At 46.4% G+C, this 18,699-nt stretch carries 16 protein-coding genes; 14 read left to right on the top strand and 2 right to left on the bottom strand.

Annotated features, from left to right (window positions below; all coding sequences use genetic code 11):
* Positions 1-72: 72 nt before the first annotated feature.
* The 9 genes from ABR335_RS00905 to uraA all read left to right on the top strand — a co-directional run bounded on the left by ABR335_RS00905 (position 73) and on the right by uraA (position 9,474).
* Complete coding sequence (locus ABR335_RS00905; RefSeq protein ID WP_014096752.1) at positions 73-624, top strand: manganese efflux pump MntP; 552 nt, start codon at positions 73-75, stop codon at positions 622-624.
* A 117-nt stretch (positions 625-741) separates the two neighbouring features.
* Positions 742-1,191 (top strand): low molecular weight protein arginine phosphatase, encoded by a 450-nt coding sequence (locus tag ABR335_RS00900; RefSeq protein ID WP_014096753.1) that lies wholly within the window; start codon positions 742-744, stop codon positions 1,189-1,191.
* A 3-nt stretch (positions 1,192-1,194) separates the two neighbouring features.
* The gene (locus ABR335_RS00895; RefSeq protein WP_014096754.1) at positions 1,195-2,484 is read left to right on the top strand and encodes a methyl-accepting chemotaxis protein; all 1,290 of its coding nucleotides are present in this window, start codon (positions 1,195-1,197) and stop codon (positions 2,482-2,484) included.
* A 267-nt stretch (positions 2,485-2,751) separates the two neighbouring features.
* Positions 2,752-3,192, top strand: coding sequence for a ribose 5-phosphate isomerase B (gene rpiB / locus ABR335_RS00890; protein WP_014096755.1), 441 nt, complete (start codon positions 2,752-2,754; stop codon positions 3,190-3,192).
* A gap of 14 nt (positions 3,193-3,206) precedes the next feature.
* Positions 3,207-3,770 (top strand): TIGR01440 family protein, encoded by a 564-nt coding sequence (locus tag ABR335_RS00885; protein ID WP_035183243.1) that lies wholly within the window; start codon positions 3,207-3,209, stop codon positions 3,768-3,770.
* 133 nt (positions 3,771-3,903) lie between these two features.
* On the top strand, positions 3,904-5,148 hold the full coding sequence (glyA, locus tag ABR335_RS00880) for a serine hydroxymethyltransferase (protein ID WP_014096757.1): 1,245 nt from the start codon (positions 3,904-3,906) through the stop codon (positions 5,146-5,148).
* A 249-nt stretch (positions 5,149-5,397) separates the two neighbouring features.
* The gene (gene upp, locus ABR335_RS00875) at positions 5,398-6,027 is read left to right on the top strand and encodes a uracil phosphoribosyltransferase (protein ID WP_014096758.1); all 630 of its coding nucleotides are present in this window, start codon (positions 5,398-5,400) and stop codon (positions 6,025-6,027) included.
* Positions 6,028-6,459: 432 nt separating this feature from the next.
* Complete coding sequence (locus ABR335_RS00870; protein ID WP_013858128.1) at positions 6,460-7,770, top strand: transposase family protein; 1,311 nt, start codon at positions 6,460-6,462, stop codon at positions 7,768-7,770.
* Between the two features lie 423 nt (positions 7,771-8,193).
* Positions 8,194-9,474: a uracil permease gene (uraA, locus tag ABR335_RS00865; RefSeq protein ID WP_014096666.1), complete on the top strand. Its 1,281-nt coding sequence runs from the start codon at positions 8,194-8,196 to the stop codon at positions 9,472-9,474.
* Between the two features lie 207 nt (positions 9,475-9,681).
* Here uraA and poxB read toward each other — a convergent pair whose 3' ends face one another.
* On the bottom strand, positions 9,682-11,406 hold the full coding sequence (poxB, locus tag ABR335_RS00860; RefSeq protein WP_017552045.1) for a ubiquinone-dependent pyruvate dehydrogenase: 1,725 nt from the start codon (positions 11,404-11,406) through the stop codon (positions 9,682-9,684).
* 570 nt (positions 11,407-11,976) lie between these two features.
* Complete coding sequence (locus tag ABR335_RS00855) at positions 11,977-13,200, bottom strand: IS110 family transposase (RefSeq protein ID WP_350346406.1); 1,224 nt, start codon at positions 13,198-13,200, stop codon at positions 11,977-11,979.
* 232 nt (positions 13,201-13,432) lie between these two features.
* On the opposite strand from ABR335_RS00855, the gene ABR335_RS00850 reads away from it, so the two are divergent.
* The 5 genes from ABR335_RS00850 to ABR335_RS00830 all read left to right on the top strand — a co-directional run bounded on the left by ABR335_RS00850 (position 13,433) and on the right by ABR335_RS00830 (position 18,498).
* Complete coding sequence (locus ABR335_RS00850; protein ID WP_434063172.1) at positions 13,433-14,470, top strand: IS1380 family transposase; 1,038 nt, start codon at positions 13,433-13,435, stop codon at positions 14,468-14,470.
* Positions 14,471-14,909: 439 nt separating this feature from the next.
* Entirely contained in the window at positions 14,910-15,275 is a 366-nt protein-coding gene (locus tag ABR335_RS00845; protein ID WP_230090493.1) for an Ig-like domain-containing protein, read from the top strand.
* Between the two features lie 378 nt (positions 15,276-15,653).
* Positions 15,654-16,748: an ABC transporter ATP-binding protein gene (locus ABR335_RS00840; RefSeq protein ID WP_017551719.1), complete on the top strand. Its 1,095-nt coding sequence runs from the start codon at positions 15,654-15,656 to the stop codon at positions 16,746-16,748.
* A complete protein-coding gene (locus tag ABR335_RS00835) occupies positions 16,745-17,683 on the top strand; it encodes a carbohydrate ABC transporter permease (RefSeq protein ID WP_017551720.1) in 939 nt (312 codons plus the stop codon). The genes ABR335_RS00840 and ABR335_RS00835 overlap by 4 nt, the downstream gene beginning before the upstream one ends.
* On the top strand, positions 17,680-18,498 hold the full coding sequence (locus ABR335_RS00830; RefSeq protein WP_013860838.1) for a carbohydrate ABC transporter permease: 819 nt from the start codon (positions 17,680-17,682) through the stop codon (positions 18,496-18,498). The genes ABR335_RS00835 and ABR335_RS00830 overlap by 4 nt, the downstream gene beginning before the upstream one ends.
* Positions 18,499-18,699 lie beyond the last annotated feature (201 nt).

Genomic DNA, 18,699 nt, shown 5'->3' with positions numbered 1-18,699 from the left:
ATGATCTGCGGCTTCTAAAACGCCCCGGACGTGCATAAGCTGGAGTAGGCACGTCCAAAGGGGGAAAAAGAGATGGCAGTCATCGCAGAAATGGTAACTTTGGCGATCATGGCTTTGGCGCTCGGTATGGATGCTTTTTCGGTAAGCCTCGGCGTGGGCATGATGCAGCCCAGACTGAGGCAAATCTTTTACATAGGTTTAACGGTCGGCATTTTTCATGTGTTGATGCCGGTTCTCGGCATTTTTGCGGGCCATCTTCTCTCCCGTACTTTTGGCCTATTTGCCCAGTATATTGGTGGCATATTGCTCGTGATTATGGGGATACAGATGATTGTATGGGTCTTCAAAAAGGAGGGGGCGCAAGCTGTCAGCCCGTCCGGATGGGGAACGATGCTGTTTGCGTTGAGTGTAAGCCTGGACAGTTTTTCTGCCGGGCTATCACTTGGCATTTTCGGCGTGCGGACTGTTGCTGTTATGATTTGCTTCGGCGTTGCTGCTACATTTTTAACCTGGCTCGGCCTTTTGATTGGCAGGAAATTCCAGGGTTGGATCGGGGTGTACGGCGAAGTGCTCGGGGGAACGATCCTCGTTGTTTTTGGACTGAAATTGCTATTTTCTATTTAGAAAAGCCGGCTTCAATTTTCCGGCGTTTTTTTATCTATCAACAGATTGACCTTGTAATTAAGGTCTTTTTTACTATAATAATAGTAGATTTAAAAGTTCAGGATAGGAGGACAGCCTTTGAATATCCTTTTTGTTTGCACCGGGAATACATGCAGGAGCCCGATGGCGGAGGCCATTTTAAAAGCTAAACAGCTGACAGGCATTGAAGTGGAATCAGCCGGCCTTTTTGCGCCCGAGGGTGAAGACGCTTCTGTCCATACCTACGAAGTGCTGAAAGAAAATGGAATCGATTTCCGCCACCACGCCCGGAACCTTTCGGAGAATTTGGCGGGTTGGGCTGACGTGATTCTTACGATGACGTCCGGGCACAAACAGGCAGTGGCAGCACGGTATCCGCATGCCCGCAATAAAACGTTTACGATCGCGGAGTATGCCGGAAGCAGCGGGGATGTGCCGGATCCGTACGGCGGCAGCCTGGATGCTTACAGAGAAACTTATCAACAATTGCATGCATTGATCAATCGTTTGATTAAAAACAGGAAAATGGGAAACCAGGGGCGGGTGTGACGGATGGAAAAGCGAAGCTATAGATTCAGTTTAACGAAGAAAATTGTATTGTTCGTAACCGGGCTGTCTTTTATTACATATTCGGCAAGCGGTCTTTTCATTTATCTTATTTATCCGTTTTTTTCCGACTGGATAAAGCTGCCGTGGTTTATTGTCATTACACTTGCATTAGGGATTATCTGGTCCGGGATTTTAAGCTTTTTCGGTTCATTCCTGATTGCAGGCCCGATGCGCAAGTTAGAAGATGCAGCCCTTAAAGCGAGCCGCGGGGATTTAAGAGATGAAGTCCCCGTGCCGAAATCGGGCGATGAAATCGAGTCGCTCGCAGCGGCTTTCAATTCTTTGCTTTCCAATTTGCGGGAGACGGTTGAACAAATTGATGAAAATGTGGAACGCACCAAAGAAAGTGTGTCGGAAATATCGGAGAAAACGGCACTGGCTGCGGGCCAGGCGGAACATGTAAACAAGACGGTGGAAGAGATTTCACTTGGCGCCGAGCAATCCGCGGCTGCCACCCAATCTGCGGCTGACCTCGTTGAAAAAACCTATCAGCTTGCATCCGAAGTCCGCGGGAAAGCGGATACTTGCAAAAAATCTTCTGATCACATGCTGAGCGAATTAAAGACGAGCAAAGAGACAATGGACTCGCTTATATCAGGTGTTGAAAATCTGGCAAAAGAAAATACCATCTCGCTGGAAGCCGTTCGGGATCTTGCGGAAGAAACGAAGAAAGTGGAGGGGATCATTTCTTTTGTCGGTGAAGTCGCGGCACAAACCAATTTGCTGGCGTTGAATGCTTCTATTGAAGCGGCACGCGCCGGGGAATACGGGCGCGGGTTTGCGGTGGTCGCAAATGAGGTCCGGAAGCTTGCGGATGAAAGTGCCCAGGCCGTTCAGGGTATTACCGGGATGATCCAGCACATTGAGCAGGAAGGTACACGGGTTGTCGAACAAATGGCTGTACAAGTTCAAAAAGCCAATGAAGAAGTGCACAGAGGACAAAAGGCCAATGAAGCGATGGACAGAATGACGGAATCAATCCATTTGGTTGCGGGGGCAGTTGATCAAATTGCCGGTATGGCCAAGAACCAAATGGATGCGATTCACGAAGCTTCGAGCCAGTCGCAGGAAGTGGCGGCCATTACCGAACAGACTTCTGCCGGGGCAAAAGAAGTCACCGCGATTACAAATGAGCAGGCGCAGAACATGGAATTGATTGAAAGGCTTATCGCGCAGCTCGAGCAGGATGCGGAGAAATTAAAAGGGAGCACCCGCCGCTTTCATATCCGGTGAGTTTTTCGCCCGCCTGGTTTTGGACGGGGAGCACCGGTTTTGGCTGGAAGAAGCGTGGCAATTCTGGTTTTGTGCCGGGAAATCCCGCAAGACAAGAGGAGATGCGGAAACATGTGGCCGTATGCCTGGCATTTTTCCGGGGACGATGGACGTTTTAAACGGGCCGGAAATTTTAACAGCCATGGAACCTGGCTCTAAGACGCTTTATTTTCTTTTTCGCCGTTCTGTGCCACAATAGAATCAGAAGCATGAAGGAGGGGGAAGAACATGAAAGTGGCATTGGCTTCAGACCACGGCGGTAAGCATCTTAAACAGGAAATTGCGGGTTTGCTTCAGGATCTGGGTGTTGCCTACGAAGATTTCGGATGCGATTGTGAAGGATCGGTTGATTATCCGGATTACGCGCTTCCGGTTGCGGAAAAGGTGGCAAAAGGGGAATTTGACCGTGCGATCCTTATTTGCGGCACCGGAATCGGGATGTGTATTTCCGCCAATAAAGTAAAGGGTATCCGTTGCGCGCTTGTGCATGATGTCTTCAGCGCGAAGGCTACAAGGGCCCATAATGACAGCAATGTCCTCGCCATGGGAGAGCGGGTCATCGGGCCGGGGCTGGCCTGTGAAATTGTAAAAGAATGGCTCGGAACGCCGTTTGAAGGCGGCCGCCATGCGCGCAGGATTGAGAAAATCGCGCAGTATGAACAAAAATAACAGAGGTGTTTTTGTTGCAATCAGATTCGGCACGTTTGGAAGAACAGTTGGACCGCATGCTGGATGAATTTTTCCGGCAGGTGCCAATGAAAAAAGGACAGGTTTTTGTTGTTGGCTGCTCGACATCCGAAGTAACCGGGAAAAAAATCGGGACAGCAGGGGCAATGGATGTCGCCGCCATTATTTATGACAGTGTACAGATGTTTGCACGCCGGTTCGGATTCCAACTGGCATTTCAATGCTGCGAACACCTGAACCGGGCGCTTGTGGTTGACCGTTCGCTTGCTGATGAAAAGGGATGGGAAGAAGTGACGGTCGTGCCTGTCCGGAAGGCGGGTGGCGCGATGGCTACGTATGCATACGCTCACATGGAAGATCCCGTTGTCGTCGAATATATCCGGGCTGACGCGGGCATCGACATCGGAGATACATTGATCGGCATGCACTTAAAGCATGTTGCCGTGCCTGTAAGGGTTTCCGAAAAAGAGCTGGGAAAAGCCCATGTTACATTTGCCAAAACGCGGCCGAAACTGATCGGCGGCGTGCGGGCGGTTTACGAAAAAGAACAGCCGGAATAAGGACCCCTATACTGCCCTGCATGTTGTATGCGGGGCATGTTTTTTTTCTTCCTGTCAAAAAAATGGACAAATTTTGCAAAGCATTATGGTAAAATAAAAAAGAATATGAAAACAATCTTGAGGGGGTACCGAATTGAGCCATATTGCAAATCAAGACAAGGAAGTTTACGAGGCGATCCGGCAGGAATTGAACCGGCAAAGAAACAAGATTGAACTCATTGCCAGCGAAAATTTTGTCAGCGAAGCGGTGATGGAAGCACAAGGCTCCGTTCTGACCAACAAATACGCGGAAGGCTATCCGGGGCACCGTTATTACGGCGGATGCGAATATGTGGATATTGTGGAAGACCTTGCGCGGGAGCGGGCAAAACAGCTTTTTGGTGCCGAACATGTCAATGTCCAGCCGCATTCTGGCGCACAGGCCAATATGGCGGTTTATTTCACCATTCTGGAGCACGGCGATACGGTGCTTGGCATGAATTTGTCCCACGGCGGGCATTTGACACATGGCAGCCCGGTCAATTTCAGCGGCATGCAGTACCATTTTGTGGAATACGGTGTGGATAAGGAAACGCAGCATATTGATTATGAAGATGTATTGGAAAAAGCGCGCGTACATAAGCCGAAACTGATTGTTGCCGGTGCAAGTGCATACCCCCGCACGATTGATTTTAAAAAGTTCAAGGAAATTGCGGATGAAGTCGGCGCCTATTTAATGGTGGATATGGCGCATATTGCAGGGCTTGTGGCTTGCGGGTTACATCCGAACCCTGTGCCGTATGCGGATTTTGTGACGACCACAACGCATAAAACATTGCGGGGACCGCGCGGCGGCATGATTTTATGCAAAGCGGAATTTGCAAAGAAAGTGGACAAATCGATTTTCCCGGGGATCCAGGGCGGCCCGCTTATGCATGTGATTGCGGCTAAAGCCGTCGCTTTTGGAGAGGCGCTTACAGACGGGTTCAAAATCTATTCGCAAAAAGTGGTGGATAACGCAAAACGGCTGGCGGAAGGGCTCCAAAAAGAGGGATTTGACCTTGTATCCGGCGGGACGGATAATCATCTTATTCTCGTTGATTTGCGCTCTTTCGGCATTACCGGGAAGGATGCGGAGAAAGTGCTCGATGATATCGGCATTACGGCCAATAAAAATACGATTCCGTATGACCCGGAAAGCCCGTTTGTGACAAGCGGTCTCAGAATCGGCACACCCGCAGTCACAACAAGGGGATTCGGCCTTGAAGAAATGGATGAGGTGGCATCCATTATCGGATCGGCATTGAAAAATCCGGATAACGAAGCAGTCTTAAAAGAAGCGGCAGGACGCGTCAAGCATCTTACGGAACGCTTTCCGCTGTACGCCGGCCAAAACTAAGCAGGGGTTTTATCCCGCTTTTTCCGGACGGATGGCTGGTCCGCTTCCAATGTGGCATAAAAACAAATTCGAGTCAGAACCGGCAAAAAAATTGAGCAGGATGGCCCCGTAAAACGCGGGGCTGGATCCTTTCGCCCGGCCTCAGGATTTTCTTTTGGCTTTCCTTGAGATTGGGCGCTTTTTTCGTGTAAAATGGTTGGGGTAAGCATTTGCCGAACCTGATACCAACCTTTAAAGGAGAGAATTCATTTGAGCACACTTCATGTCATTGACCACCCGCTGATCCAGCACAAGTTGACGTATATCCGCGATAAACATACGGGGACAAAAGAATTCCGCGAACTTGTCGACGAAGTATCGACTTTGATGGCATTTGAAATTACCCGCGATATGCCGCTTGAAGAAATTGAAATTGAAACGCCGGTCTGCAAGGCAAAATCAAAAATTTTATCCGGCAAAAAAATCGGCATTGTCCCGATCCTGCGTGCGGGCCTGGGCATGGTCGACGGCGTGCGGAAACTGATCCCGGCTGCAAAAGTCGGACATGTCGGCCTGTACCGCGATCCGAAGACACTGACGCCGGTTGAATATTACATAAAACTTCCAAGCGATGTAGAGGAACGCGATTTTATTATTGTCGATCCGATGCTGGCTACAGGCGGTTCTGCCGTGGATGCGATCCAGTCTTTAAAACAGCGAGGCGCAAAAAACATTAAATTCATGTGCCTGATTGCATCCCCTGAGGGTGTGAAAGCCGTACAGAGAGCCCATCCGGACGTTGATATTTATACAGCAGCCCTTGATGAGAAGCTGAATGAGCAAGGGTACATTGTGCCGGGCCTCGGAGATGCGGGGGACCGCCTGTTTGGAACAAAATAAAATGTATGGATGCGCTTCGTGTTTTACAATTTTGTTAACCCTGCAGAAACAGGCTGGTAAAAAAATAAAAAGGGTCTATAATAACGGTATGTTTTCGGTATATAGATGAATGCCAGGTATGTAAACGATTGGAAAAAGGGCGCAAGCTTACGCCAGTGCAGGCGTTTCCTTCCTATTTCGGGAGGCGGGATGACCTTTTCTCGAAAAAACAAGTTCTAATGACTATATCAAGGCAGCTCTGAGGAGTAAAAATTTTTCGTGATAATTTAAGTATCCCCCCCAAAAATACGGCCAAATATGTAATAATTTAAATAATTAGAGCTTGCTGGACGAATATTTTGGCATGGCTTAGTGACAAGTCGAATACAAGCTAAAATTTGATTCGTTCAGCAAGCCCTAATTAAACTTGGCTGTTTTGAGGGGGTTTTTATTTTGGTTACTAGAAAAGAAAAAAGAAATCGTGAAAAAGAAGCAAATTATTTTTTCGAGTTCCTTAAAATTCAGAAGCATTTTTTCAAAGACCTGATGAATAACCTAAAAAAGGTAGCAGACCACCGACATCAAAGCTATATCACTTATGGTCCAGAGGTCCTTTTATTTACGATGATGTTGAAAAATATGACCGGCCTAAAATCCATGAGAAACATGAGTGAGAGTTTTAATAAAGAAGAATGTATTAAAAATGTAGGGAAGGTGTTAGGCTTAGATTCTCTTGAAGAACTTCCACATTATGATACAATTAACGACTTTTTATCTGGCTTAGATGTAAATGAATTAGAAAAAATTAGAACGTATATGATTAAAGAATTATTGAAAAAAAGGTCTCTCGAGTCTTATCGAATTGAAGGAAAGTACTGGGGTGTCATCATTGATGGAACTGGATTACACACCTTTCATGAGAAACATTGTAAACACTGCCTGAGACGGGCATATACAAATAAAGAAACAGGAGAAACGAACGTACTTTATATGCACCATGTACTTGAAGCCAAGCTTGTCGTGGGGGATATGGTCTTCAGTATTGCCTCCGAATTTATCGAAAATGAATCAGAAAATGTTTCTAAGCAAGATTGTGAATTAAAAGCCTTCGACAGGCTGGCAAAGAAAATAAAAAAAATATTTAAAAGACTACCGATTTGTATCTTGGGAGATAGTCTCTATGCATGTGAAACGGTATTTAATCTGTGCAGGGCGCACAAATGGAAATATATATGCAGATTTAAGGAAGGGAGAATTAAAAGTATCTCGACGGAGTTTAAGGCAATAAAAGAGCTGGAACAAAGTAAGGATCAGAATTCATTAGTTTGGGTGAATGATATTGCCTACAAAGACAGAACGGTCAATCTGATGGAGGCCACAATGAAAACAGAGGATGGGAAATCGAAAGAGTATGTATTTATAACGGATATTAAAATCACGAAAAAGAACGTGGAACGACTCATCGCTGCAGGAAGAAGCCGCTGGAAGATTGAAAATCAAGGATTTAACGAACAAAAAAATAATCGTTACAATATAGAACATGCCAATAGCCAAAACTACACAGCCATGAAAAATCATTATTTATTAGTTCAAATAACAGATATTATTAGACAGCTGTTTGAAAAAGGTTCGTCAATCTTAAAAGCACTCAAAAAAACGGCAAAAGAAAAATCCTCAAATCTGTTGGAATCGTTTCGGACACGCATTTTAACAGACGAGGATTTCACCCATTTAAGTAAGCCAATACAAGTAAGGTTTACTTAATGGTTATATTATAGCAAAGGATGTGATGTAAAAAAAGGTTTTTTTGAAGTTATCCACAATTTTAAAAAAGAAATTTGCAAATTCGGCTCTTTTTGACTTTGAAAGCAGAAAAAATAGATGGAAAAATTTTCTAAATGTGGATAAGTCATTTTATCATAAAACATCTAAAAATTGATGAATTTACTCTTCAGAACTGCAAATGCAAAATAAGAATTGACAAACCCGGTTGGAACTGCCATAATAGCAAGGACAAAAGATGAATGAATGCCTTTAAAACAGTCCCGTGAGGCTGGCAAGGTTCCGGATAAATGTGCACTTCCATGCACCTTGCTTTCATTCGGGCAAGGTGCTTTTTTTTGCCAAAAGGGCACTTCCTGGAAAACCCCTGCCTCGCATTTTACCAATCCATTGAGGGGGAGAAATATGGAACAGCATGAAATTCAAGTTAACCAAAAACTACCTTTTCTCAAAAGCCTGCCGCTAAGTTTTCAGCATTTGTTTGCCATGTTCGGTTCAACCGTTCTCGTTCCTGTCCTGTTTAAAATTGATCCTGCGACCATTTTATTCATGAACGGGATCGGGACGCTACTTTATATCCTGATCACAAAAGGAAAAATCCCGGCCTATCTCGGGTCCAGCTTTGCTTTTATCTCGCCGGTATTTGCCGTTCTTGCAAAACATGCGGGCCTTACCGGATACAGTTACGCATTGGGCGGATTCCTTGCAGTCGGCATTATTCTTGTCATCATTGCACTTATCGTTAAAATTGCCGGCACGGGCTGGATTGAGGTTGTCTTTCCGCCTGCTGCAATGGGCGCGATCGTGGCCGTGATCGGGCTCCAGCTTGTCCCGACTGCGGCACAGATGGCAGGCCTTGTCCAGACGGATGCTTCCGTAAAACACTGGAGCCCGGACCCTGATACCATCACGGTTTCCTTATTAACACTTGCAATTACAGTGGTCTGCTGGGTTACCCTGCGCGGCTTTCTTAAAATCATTCCGATCTTAATCGGGATCATTTGCGGCTATCTGATTTCCCTGGCATTCGGGATTGTCGACCTCAAACCCGTCCAGGAAGCAGCCTGGATCTCATTGCCGACGTACTATCCGATCAAACTGAACTGGTCCGATATCATGATGATCGTGCCGGCAGCGCTCGTCATCATTCCGGAACATATCGGCCACTTAATCGTCACAGGCAATATTGTCAAAAAAGATTTAACCAAGGACCCCGGGCTTGACCGGTCTTTGCTCGGAAACGGCATTTCCACGATTCTGTCCAGTTTTGTCGGTGCCACACCAAATACGACGTACGGTGAAAATATCGGTGTGCTCGCGATTACGCGTGTCTACTCCACATGGGTGATCGGCGGCGCTGCGGTTCTCGCCATTATCCTTTCCTTCTGCGGAAAATTGGCGGCGCTCATATCATCGATTCCGCAGCCGGTTATGGGCGGCATCTCTCTCCTCTTGTTCGGTGTCATTGCGGCAAGCGGACTCAGGATGCTGGTCGAACAAAAAGTGGATTACGGAAAATCGCAAAATTTGATTCTCACCTGCCTTGTTCTCGCTGTTGGCTTAAGCGGCGCAACGATCAATATCGGCACCGCCTCATTAAGCGGGATGGGGCTTGCAACAGTCGTTGCCATTATCGTAAGCCTGTTCTTTAAACTGCTGAACGTGCTCCATTTGGAAAACGAATAAATAAGGGGCGCCCCAAAAGCCGGAAACTGGCGGATGGGGCGCCCCTTCTGTGATATTGGACGGGGTGCGCGAGAGCCCGCATACCATTTGCCCGGCCCGCTTTTCCGATAGCTTATAGCAGCCACAAACACCACTCCAAAATATGAAAAAACCTTTGTTTAAAAGAAAAAGCCCGGTTTCCCATACGGATACCGGGCTTATTTTTGATTATCGAATCAAGTTTGTTTTAGCCAAATCAATTAATTCATTGGCACGGCCGTTTAATACGGCTTTCAGCATCCACAGCGTAAAGCCGTGTGCTTGTTCATACGTAATTTTAGGCGGCAAGGACAATTCCTGGCGGTTTACGGCAACGTCAATAACGGCCGGTCCGTCATGTTCGAATGATTCACGGAGTGCCCCTTCCAGATCAGCTGGGTCTTCCACACGGATCCCTTTCATGCCCATCGCTTCAGCAATCGCTGCATAGTTCGGGCTGTCAAGGCCTGTTCCAGTTTCCGGATAGCCGGCTGCTTTCATTTCCAGTTCAACAAAGCTTAATGCCGTGTTGTTAAAGACAACGACTTTAACTGGCAGCTTATGCTGGCGGAGCGTTAACATGTCACCCATCAGCATCGACAGGCCGCCGTCCCCGCTGAGCGAAACAACTTGCTTGCCAGGTTGTGCAACAGCCGCGCCGATCGCTTGTGGAAGCGCATTAGCCATCGTACCGTGGTTAAATGAACCGAGCAGGCGGCGTTTGCCGTTCATTTGCACATAACGTGCTGCCCACAACGTTGGTGTACCCACATCGCAAGTGAAGATAGCATCTTCATCTGCCAGATCACTGACCAGTTTTGTCAAATATTGCGGGTGGATCGGTTTGCGTCCCGGTTTGCCAACAGCCAATTCATCGAGATCTTCTCTTACTTTTTGATAAGCTTTGACATGTTTTTCAAGATGCTTGCTGTTGTCTTTTTCCTGAATCATTGGCAGCAAAGCTTCAACTGTATCTTTTACATCTCCGACAACGCCGAGTGTCAGCGGTGTCCGGCGTCCCAAATGTTCGGAACGGATGTCGACCTGCAACACTTTTGCGTTTTTCGGATAGAATTGGCGGTACGGGAAGTCTGTGCCGAGCATCAGCAGCGTATCGCATTCCATCATGGCGTCATAGCCGGAAGAATATCCGATCAAGCCTGTCAACCCTGCAAAGTAAGGATTATCGTATTCCAAAAACTCCTTACCGCGCAGTGCAACGACCATTGGCGATTTCAGTTTGTTGCACAGTTCCATAATTTCGTCATGGGCACCCTGGCAACCCGCACCGCAAAGCAGCGTTACTTTTTTCCCGTCGTTTAAGTAAGAAGCAAGCTGTGTTAAATCTTCTTCTGACGGTTTCACGACCGGTTTGGCAAAATGGACCGGTACTTGCGGCACTGCTACGTTGTCATCCAGGCCTGCAACATCACCAGGCAAAACAAGAACGGAAACGCCTTGGTTTGCGACCGCCTGTTGCATCGCCATATTTACCATTAAAGGCATTTGTTCCGGGCGTTGTACTGTTTCAATAAAATGCGCACAGTCTTTGAAAATCAATTCAGGCCGTGTTTGTTGGAAATACTCGCTTCCGATTTCACTGCTCGGAATATGGGCGGCAATCGCCAATACCGGCACACGCGAACGGTTGCAGTCATACAGCCCATTGATAAGGTGCAAGTTTCCAGGGCCGCTGCTGCCTGCGCAAACCGCAATGCTGTTATTTAAGGTAGCCTCTGCGCCGGCTGCAAAAGCGGCCACTTCTTCATGGCGCACGCCGACCCATTCAATCCGCCCGGAACGCCGGATGGAGTCGAGCACTGCATTTAAAGAGTCCCCGACGATCCCATAAATTCTTTTTACACCTGCATTTAATAATGAATCAATCAGCAAATCCGCTATCGTTTTTGCCATTTGTCAATCCCCTTCTTTTCCATTTATTTTTCGTTAGTATCCCCTAAATGCCGGCTTTCAATCTCCTAATTCCTTTATCCGCATTGCGGCAAACCTGGCCAATGATCCCTTCTTTCTCCGCTGTTCTTGCACCCTTCGGCATTTGGCATACAAACTGTTATAGTAAAAAATGAATCTGTACTATATTTGTTCATAAAAAGTTCACATTTATATATTAAACCTATATATGCGGTGAAAACAAGGTTTTTGCATGAAAAAATTTATAAAATGCTTGTTTTGCACAAAACTGTATTAGTCCATATGCAAAAGATATTAATACACATTTTTAAAGCGGTTGCATTTTTTCGCGTCCGCAAAACAGACAAACCCTTTTTCATGCAATTTGCGTTATGATGGTATTGATGGATGATGAAAGTCCTACGGTGTGATGTCAAGGGTTAAAAACAAGTGAATTGGAAATTTTGTTGGCTCTATGTCGTAAAAATGGCAATACTGAACTAAGCCTCCAGATAATTGGAATAATCTGGAAGTTTTCAAGTTCAGGCTATCGATGATGGTTACCTGGTTACCTCATCGCGTCACCTTCTTTTTCGGCGCATAAATTTGATCGTTGCGGAGCAGCGCATCGATCAGGCGCACCAGTTTTCTTGCCGTTAAGACGAGGGCGCGTTTGTGTGAGTGCTTATGCACCTCACGATATTTCTTTTGGTAAAAGGCGCGGTACTCAGGTTCGTGTCGCCGGACCAGATTGGCAGCCTCAACCAGGTAATACCGGAGATAACGATTGCCTGTACGCGCAAGCATTTTGTCATCAGCCTCAAAATCACCCGATTGGTGGCGGGGCCAGAACAATCCAGCAAATTTTGCGATCGCGGCTTGGTCGTCAAAGCGCTCAATGTCGCCGATTTCAGCGAGAATCCCAGCACAGCTCACCGGGCCTATTCCCGGAATGGTCTGGAGGGTATTCGGGATTCCTTCAAGAACGCGGGCAATCGCCTTATCCAAATCCTTGATTTGGCGTTTAAGATGCCGGATGATCTCAATAGAACTGCCCAGGACCAAGTCAATCGAATCCTCCACACATTTAGAAAGCCGGTAAGAGGATCGGGCAGCTTTTTGGATGGATGCGGCCAAATCCTCGGGATCGCTAAAGCGGCCATGACCTTTGGTCTGGAGATACATCGCTAAGTCCTCCAGAGGCATTTGGGCAATTTCATCGAGGCTATAGGCCTCAAGCAAAAATTCCGTTATGGCATGGCCGAAGACCGGTGTATCCACTTCAAGGTCAAAGGCACTGAATTTGAAAAACAGATGATTCAAAAATACCTGTTGTTCCCGGGTTAAACTTTGAATCAGGTGATAGCGCATCCGTGTTAACCGTTGAAGGGCAAGGTATTGTTCTGACTGAATCACGGATTTCGGCAATCTCCCGAAACGCAAGCGGTCCGCAATTACCCAGGCATCTTTGGGATCGGTCTTGTCCATCTCGGCATAAGCCTTTTTGAAATTTCTCACCAGCTTCGGATTCAGGGTAAACACCTTTGTACGACGCTGTTTTAGCTCGGGATCTTCATGAAAAAACATTGCCGGGTGCCAACTATACACGGATGTGACCTCCATGGCGATCTGGATGGTGTCATCCGCCTCCGCATGTTGGAGGATGGCGTCTCTTAACTCATAGGCACCGGGAAGATTGTTTGTCACCGTTTGGGTGGCCAACGTTTCCCCCATTCTATCCATCAGGCAGGCATCGAGGTTTTTGGAGCTCACGTCAATACCGACAAATAAGGGCATATGATTTCCTCCTCTCTGTATTGGGATCGATGGAATCGAACGCTTCGGGATATCCCCAGATGGCTTGCCGATCTGTCAGCCTCGCGTATGAGAACTCATCCGGGCCGTGGGCTGCCTGGAACTGCTCATTTCCAGCACGGAGATCCGGAGGAACGGCCTACGGGTTAGACCTTCAAGCAAGAACCTGGGGATGCAGACTTTTCGAGTAGCCAGGCTACAAGGAGGGGAAGCATTGACCCAAACGATCCTAAGACCATTATCCGGGAACATCGTGAAGCGTCCAAGTCCGAACTTGTATTCCGGGCTCGTCCGGAATACAAAATCTTATATTCACTTGTCAATGAGCAGAATGAACTGGAAATTGACATCCACTTTGGATTTAAACTTATTATACGAGGAAGGGGTAGAAAGAACCTATAAAGGCTGTGACGGTTATGCCCCTATGTTCGCTTACATGGGACAGGAAGGTTACTGCCTGCATGTTGAGATGCGAAAGGGAAGTGTCCACTGCCAAAAAGGTACACCAAATTTCATCCAGGAAACCATTCAATCTGCCCGGAAACTAACAGATCAGCCATTGCTTTTCAGGCTTGATTCCGGAAATGACAGCCGGGATAATCTCATTATTCTCCTAGAAAACCATGCAAGCTTTATTATCAAACGCAATCCCCGTAAGGAAAAAGCTGAGGACTGGCTGTACATTGCCCGAAAATATGGGATCTGTTGTGAAGAACGGGAAGGAAAGAAGGTTTACCTTGGATCCATCCCCGAAACCATTCAAATTAAGGACCAGGAGCGAAGCATCCGAAAAGTTTTTAAAGTGACCGAAAGAACCATCTCAAGAGATGGACAAATTTTTTTAATTCCCGAGTATGAATTTGAAACCTACTGGACGGACCTTGAAGTGCCGCCTCATGTGGTGATCTCTCTTTATCATAACCATGGCACTTGCGAACAGTTCCATAGTGAAATTAAATCAGAACTGGATCTCGAACGGCTGCCGTCAGGCAAATATGAAACGAATGGCCTTGTGCTCCATTTCGGTGTATTTGCGTATAACCTGCTTCGCTTGATTGGACAAGAAAGCTTGAAAAAACAAGATACGCCATTGAAAAAGAAAACAACAAGAAGAAGAATCCGAACCGTCATCCAGAATATGATCACACTGGCCTCAAAGCTGGTTTTCCGTGGCCGGCAATGGAAATTAAAAGTCGCGGAGACCAACAAATGGTTACCGGTCTTTACTCGTTTGTATCAAGCCTTTTACTAAACATCCCGATCAATAGACTACTAGGAAAAAAGAAATAAAAAACGAAAACTTGCAAAAAATGGAAATTCGCAGATTTATTTGGCGTGCACAAAAACGAATGAAACAGGGAAATTTTTACATACTGAATCACTAAAAGTGCATTTATCGAATAGTCGGACACCACTATATCCTTACTCTTGGGAAATCTACCTATTAACGGCGTTTGTTATATTTTCGTCACGGATTCAGGTTATTCTTTCTATATGATGATTTGAATGGAAAAACGCGGGAGTTTGCCACGTTTTGTCTTTGCGGGAAATTCCGGGCCGGTGACGTTTAAGAGGAGATCGCGGCCATCATGCTAAAAATATGCCGTTTTCGTTCTTTTTCGTCTCGAACAGAGGATGACATTCAAGTTAACCATTTTGCTCCGTTCTATATTGCAGTTTTTCATTCCATTATGTCTAACACCCAACCTGTGATAACAAAGGATCCCCCTTACCTTAGTTGGATCACCGGCCTCAACACCTTCCGTCATACGGTCGGCAACCGCAGCACTTATGTTAGCGGGAAAACAAGCAAATCAAGTACCGTATATGTGAAAATCGGATCGAAAACGTATAAAAGCACAAGCAACAGTAAAGGCGAATATAAAGTCAAGATTCCGAAGCACAAAGCCGGCACGAAAATTTATAATTACGCGAAAAACAGCTACGGATCCAGCAGCACAAAAAGTGTAACGGCGATTGACAGAATCGCACCAGGCACACCGTCTGTTTACGCGGTCAGCCACACTTCCAAGTACATCATTGAGAAGCATACGTAACCGTTACTGCTTATGCAAGCAGCAAAAAAATCGGCTCTGCCAAAGCCGACAAGCGCGGATATTATAAAATCCAAATCAGCCCAACGAAAAAAGGCACCACGATTAAAGTGAGGCCGCGGATAAATCCGGCAATATTAGCGGATATCGGACAGTAAAAGTGAAATAGCAAAAAGCGTGTAACGATTCAAGAAGCGCAGGGGCCAAAACCTCTGCGCTTTCTTATATTACAAGCCTTTCCCCCAGCACCATCAAAAACGTCAAAATCATTTCCCTTAAAGATTTTGTAAATATTAAGTTAAGTTCCTTTGAAATCGCAGTTTTGCGATTTTTTTTGTGCTATCTTGAATTTGCAAATTGATAAGTAAGGAGGAAAGCTTCGTGCCGAAAATCGAGATGGTCAATGTTTCGAAGTCTTACGGGAAAGGCGCAACTGTTTTAAGTGACATTCACTTTTCGGTTGAGCAAGGAGAATTTTTTGTGCTTGTCGGTCCTTCAGGATGCGGGAAGAGCACGATTTTGCGGATGATTGCCGGGCTTGAAGACATTTCAGGCGGCCAGCTCTATATTGACAACCGGCCGGCAAACTATGTTTTGCCGAAAGACCGCCAAGTGTCGATGGTATTTCAGAATTACGCCCTTTATCCGCACATGACGGTAAGGGAAAATATCCTTTTTGGCATTAACTCGAAAGAAAAACTCACCAAGCAGGAAAAAGAAGCGCGGCTTAAACATGCACTGGCACTTGTCCAACTGGAGCCATTTGCCGAAAAAAAACCGCGCGCTTTATCTGGGGGCCAGCGGCAAAGGGTTGCATTGGCAAGGGCGATTGTCAGTCAGGCGCCGATTTGTTTAATGGATGAGCCGCTCTCGAATTTGGATGCGAAACTCCGCACCGAGATGCGGACGGAAATCCGGCAACTGCAGCGCCAGCTCGGGTTAACGATGATTTACGTTACCCACGACCAGGTGGAAGCGATGACGATGGGAGACCGGATCATGATCTTGAATGAAGGAATGATCCAGCAAATCGGAGAGCCGATCGAAATCTACAATGATCCGGCAAATCAATTCGCTGCTTCTTTTATCGGATCGCCGCAAATGAATTTCACAGAAGCGTATGTTGAAGAGGGAAAACGTTTCAGGATTCCGGACGGTCCGGCCGTTCAGCCAGGATTCTCTTTTCCCAAACCAACATGCATCCTTGGCATCCGGCCTGAGCATTTTAAACCGAATGCCAAGAGCGGCGACGCTGCAATACAGGCAACCGTCAAGTCCGCCGAACAACTTGGCGACAAAACGATTATTTGGTTTGCGTTCGGAAATACACAGTGGAAAGCAAAATGGGCCGGACAATGGCAGCTTGATCCGGATGACCGGATAACGGTCTACTTCTCTCCGGAGGATGTCCATTTTTTTGATCCGGATACGCGCGAAAAGGCCTTCAATATGGAAAAAGGCGGGGTTTCGGTATGATACAAAATTTATCTGCTGGAGAAGCGATCAATGTCCAATTGGAACAGGAGAAGAAGACAAAGAGGCGATACGGGGATGCTGTGACCGGATGGCTGTTTCTGCTTCCATCCCTCATTTTGTTGGCCGTTTTCATTTTTTACCCGATGTTCCGGACGGTATTTCTCAGTTTTTATCTGACCGATTTTGCCGGGCATCCAACCGTGTTCGCCGGACTCAGCAATTTTAAAGAACTGTTCACATCCGCAGACTACAGACAAAGTTTGCTGTACACGCTGATGTTTGCTGCGGGAACAGTTGCGGCAACCGTGATCATTTCGCTTTTTCTCTCTTTGCTCGCCAATGAAAAATTAAAAGGAATCGGCTTTTTCAGAACCATTTTCGCATCAACAATGGGGATCAGCGTCTCCGTGGCTTCCGTTTTTTGGATGTTTTTATTTAATCCTTCCATCGGACTGATGAACCGTTTGATGCAGCTCTTTCACCTTCCTGCGGTCAGCTGGTTAACCGACCCGCATTGGGCGTTGTTTTCCATTTCGCTGTCCACCGTGTGGATGAACACTGGCTTTTCTTTTTTAATCCTGTTGGGAGGCTTGCAACACATTGACCAAAACCTTTATGAAAGTGCGCAAATTACGGGGATTCCGTATCTCACGCAGGTCAGGCGGATTACACTCCCGCTGTTATCGCCGACATTGTTTTTTGTCATCATCGTTTCGGTGATCAATGCCTTCCAAACATTCGGGCAGATTGACATGCTCACAAAGGGCGGCCCGTCAAATCACACAAATTTGCTCGTGTATTCCATTTACCAGGATGCCTTTATCAACCACCAGTTTGGTACCTCCAGTGCCGAAGCGGTTATATTAGCTGTCATCATCTTTGTCTTAACGATCATCCAATTTAAGGCGGGGGAAAAGAAGGTGCATTACCAATGATGAGAACGTTTGTCTCGAAGACCGGCCTGTACGCTGTTTTAATCTTCTTTGCGCTTTTGATTGGCAGCCCGTTTTTGCTCGGCCTGTCCATCAGCCTCATACCGCAGGAAGAGATTGTAGCCGGACATTATTTTTCAGTGCATATCAGTTTAAACCATTATCTTGAAGCCTTTCAAAACACGACTTTCGTCCATTATCTGATGAACAGTGTTCTTGTTTCATTGGCTGTCACGGCCGGGCAGCTGCTGCTGTCGAGCCTTGCTGCATATGCGTTTGTGTTTCCAAAATTCAAAGGGCAAAATCTGCTGTTTTACTTGTTTATTTCCACGATGATGGTTCCGTTTGAGGCGCAGATGATCCCCAATTTTGAGACGATACGGGATCTGGGCTGGCTGAATACGTATCCTGCACTCATCCTGCCGTTTATCGCTTCCGCATTTGGAACGTTTTTACTCAGGCAGCATTTCAAACAAATTCCAATGGAGTTAAAAGAAGCAAGCGACCTGATGGGCATTAGCCATTGGAAATTTTATCTGAAAGTTGTGCTGCCGATGTCGAAGATCAGCCTTGTTACGTTAGGTACATACAGCTTTTTGACGACGTGGAATCAGTATTTATGGCCGATTCTGGTCACAACCAATGATACAGCCCGCACCGTGCAGATCGGGCTCAAACAAATGCAATCCCAGGAAACGCTGAACGACTGGGGCATGATCATGGCATGTGCGGTCACTGTCGCGATCCCGACTTTACTCGTCTTATTTGCGGGTCAAAAACATTTGCAAAAAGGCCTCACCGAAGGCTCGATAAAATAGGAGGAATGTATGGACCCTGATCCGGAGAGATATAGGAGGGTGAGCGATCTTGAGTCGTGTGGAGATCTTACGCACGGTTATATCCTTTTATTTACCAAACTTATCCAGTTCGGTCGTTAGGATGGTCCATAACCTATAATAATATTCTGCATAAATTCGTTTGAAGATGTGATAGCTATTTGGTGTAAATTAAACACCTAT

The organism is Heyndrickxia faecalis, from assembly GCF_040267745.1.
Lineage (GTDB): Bacteria > Bacillota > Bacilli > Bacillales > Bacillaceae_C > Weizmannia > Weizmannia faecalis.
The sequence above is the reverse complement of the archived record's forward strand: the minus strand, read 5'-3'. Positions and strand labels throughout refer to the sequence as shown.

Excerpts from the sequence above, each read along its gene's own strand:
- ABR335_RS00905 (WP_014096752.1), top strand. The coding sequence starts at position 73 with ATGGCAGTCATCGCAGAAATGGTAACTTTGGCGATCATGGCTTTGGCG.
- ABR335_RS00895 (WP_014096754.1), top strand. The coding sequence starts at position 1,195 with ATGGAAAAGCGAAGCTATAGATTCAGTTTAACGAAGAAAATTGTATTG.
- rpiB (WP_014096755.1), top strand. The coding sequence starts at position 2,752 with ATGAAAGTGGCATTGGCTTCAGACCACGGCGGTAAGCATCTTAAACAG.
- uraA (WP_014096666.1), top strand. The coding sequence starts at position 8,194 with ATGGAACAGCATGAAATTCAAGTTAACCAAAAACTACCTTTTCTCAAA.
- poxB (WP_017552045.1), bottom strand. The coding sequence starts at position 11,406 with ATGGCAAAAACGATAGCGGATTTGCTGATTGATTCATTATTAAATGCA.
- ABR335_RS00855 (WP_350346406.1), bottom strand. The coding sequence starts at position 13,200 with ATGCCCTTATTTGTCGGTATTGACGTGAGCTCCAAAAACCTCGATGCC.
- ABR335_RS00845 (WP_230090493.1), top strand. The coding sequence starts at position 14,910 with ATGTCTAACACCCAACCTGTGATAACAAAGGATCCCCCTTACCTTAGT.
- ABR335_RS00835 (WP_017551720.1), top strand. The coding sequence starts at position 16,745 with ATGATACAAAATTTATCTGCTGGAGAAGCGATCAATGTCCAATTGGAA.
- ABR335_RS00830 (WP_013860838.1), top strand. The coding sequence starts at position 17,680 with ATGATGAGAACGTTTGTCTCGAAGACCGGCCTGTACGCTGTTTTAATC.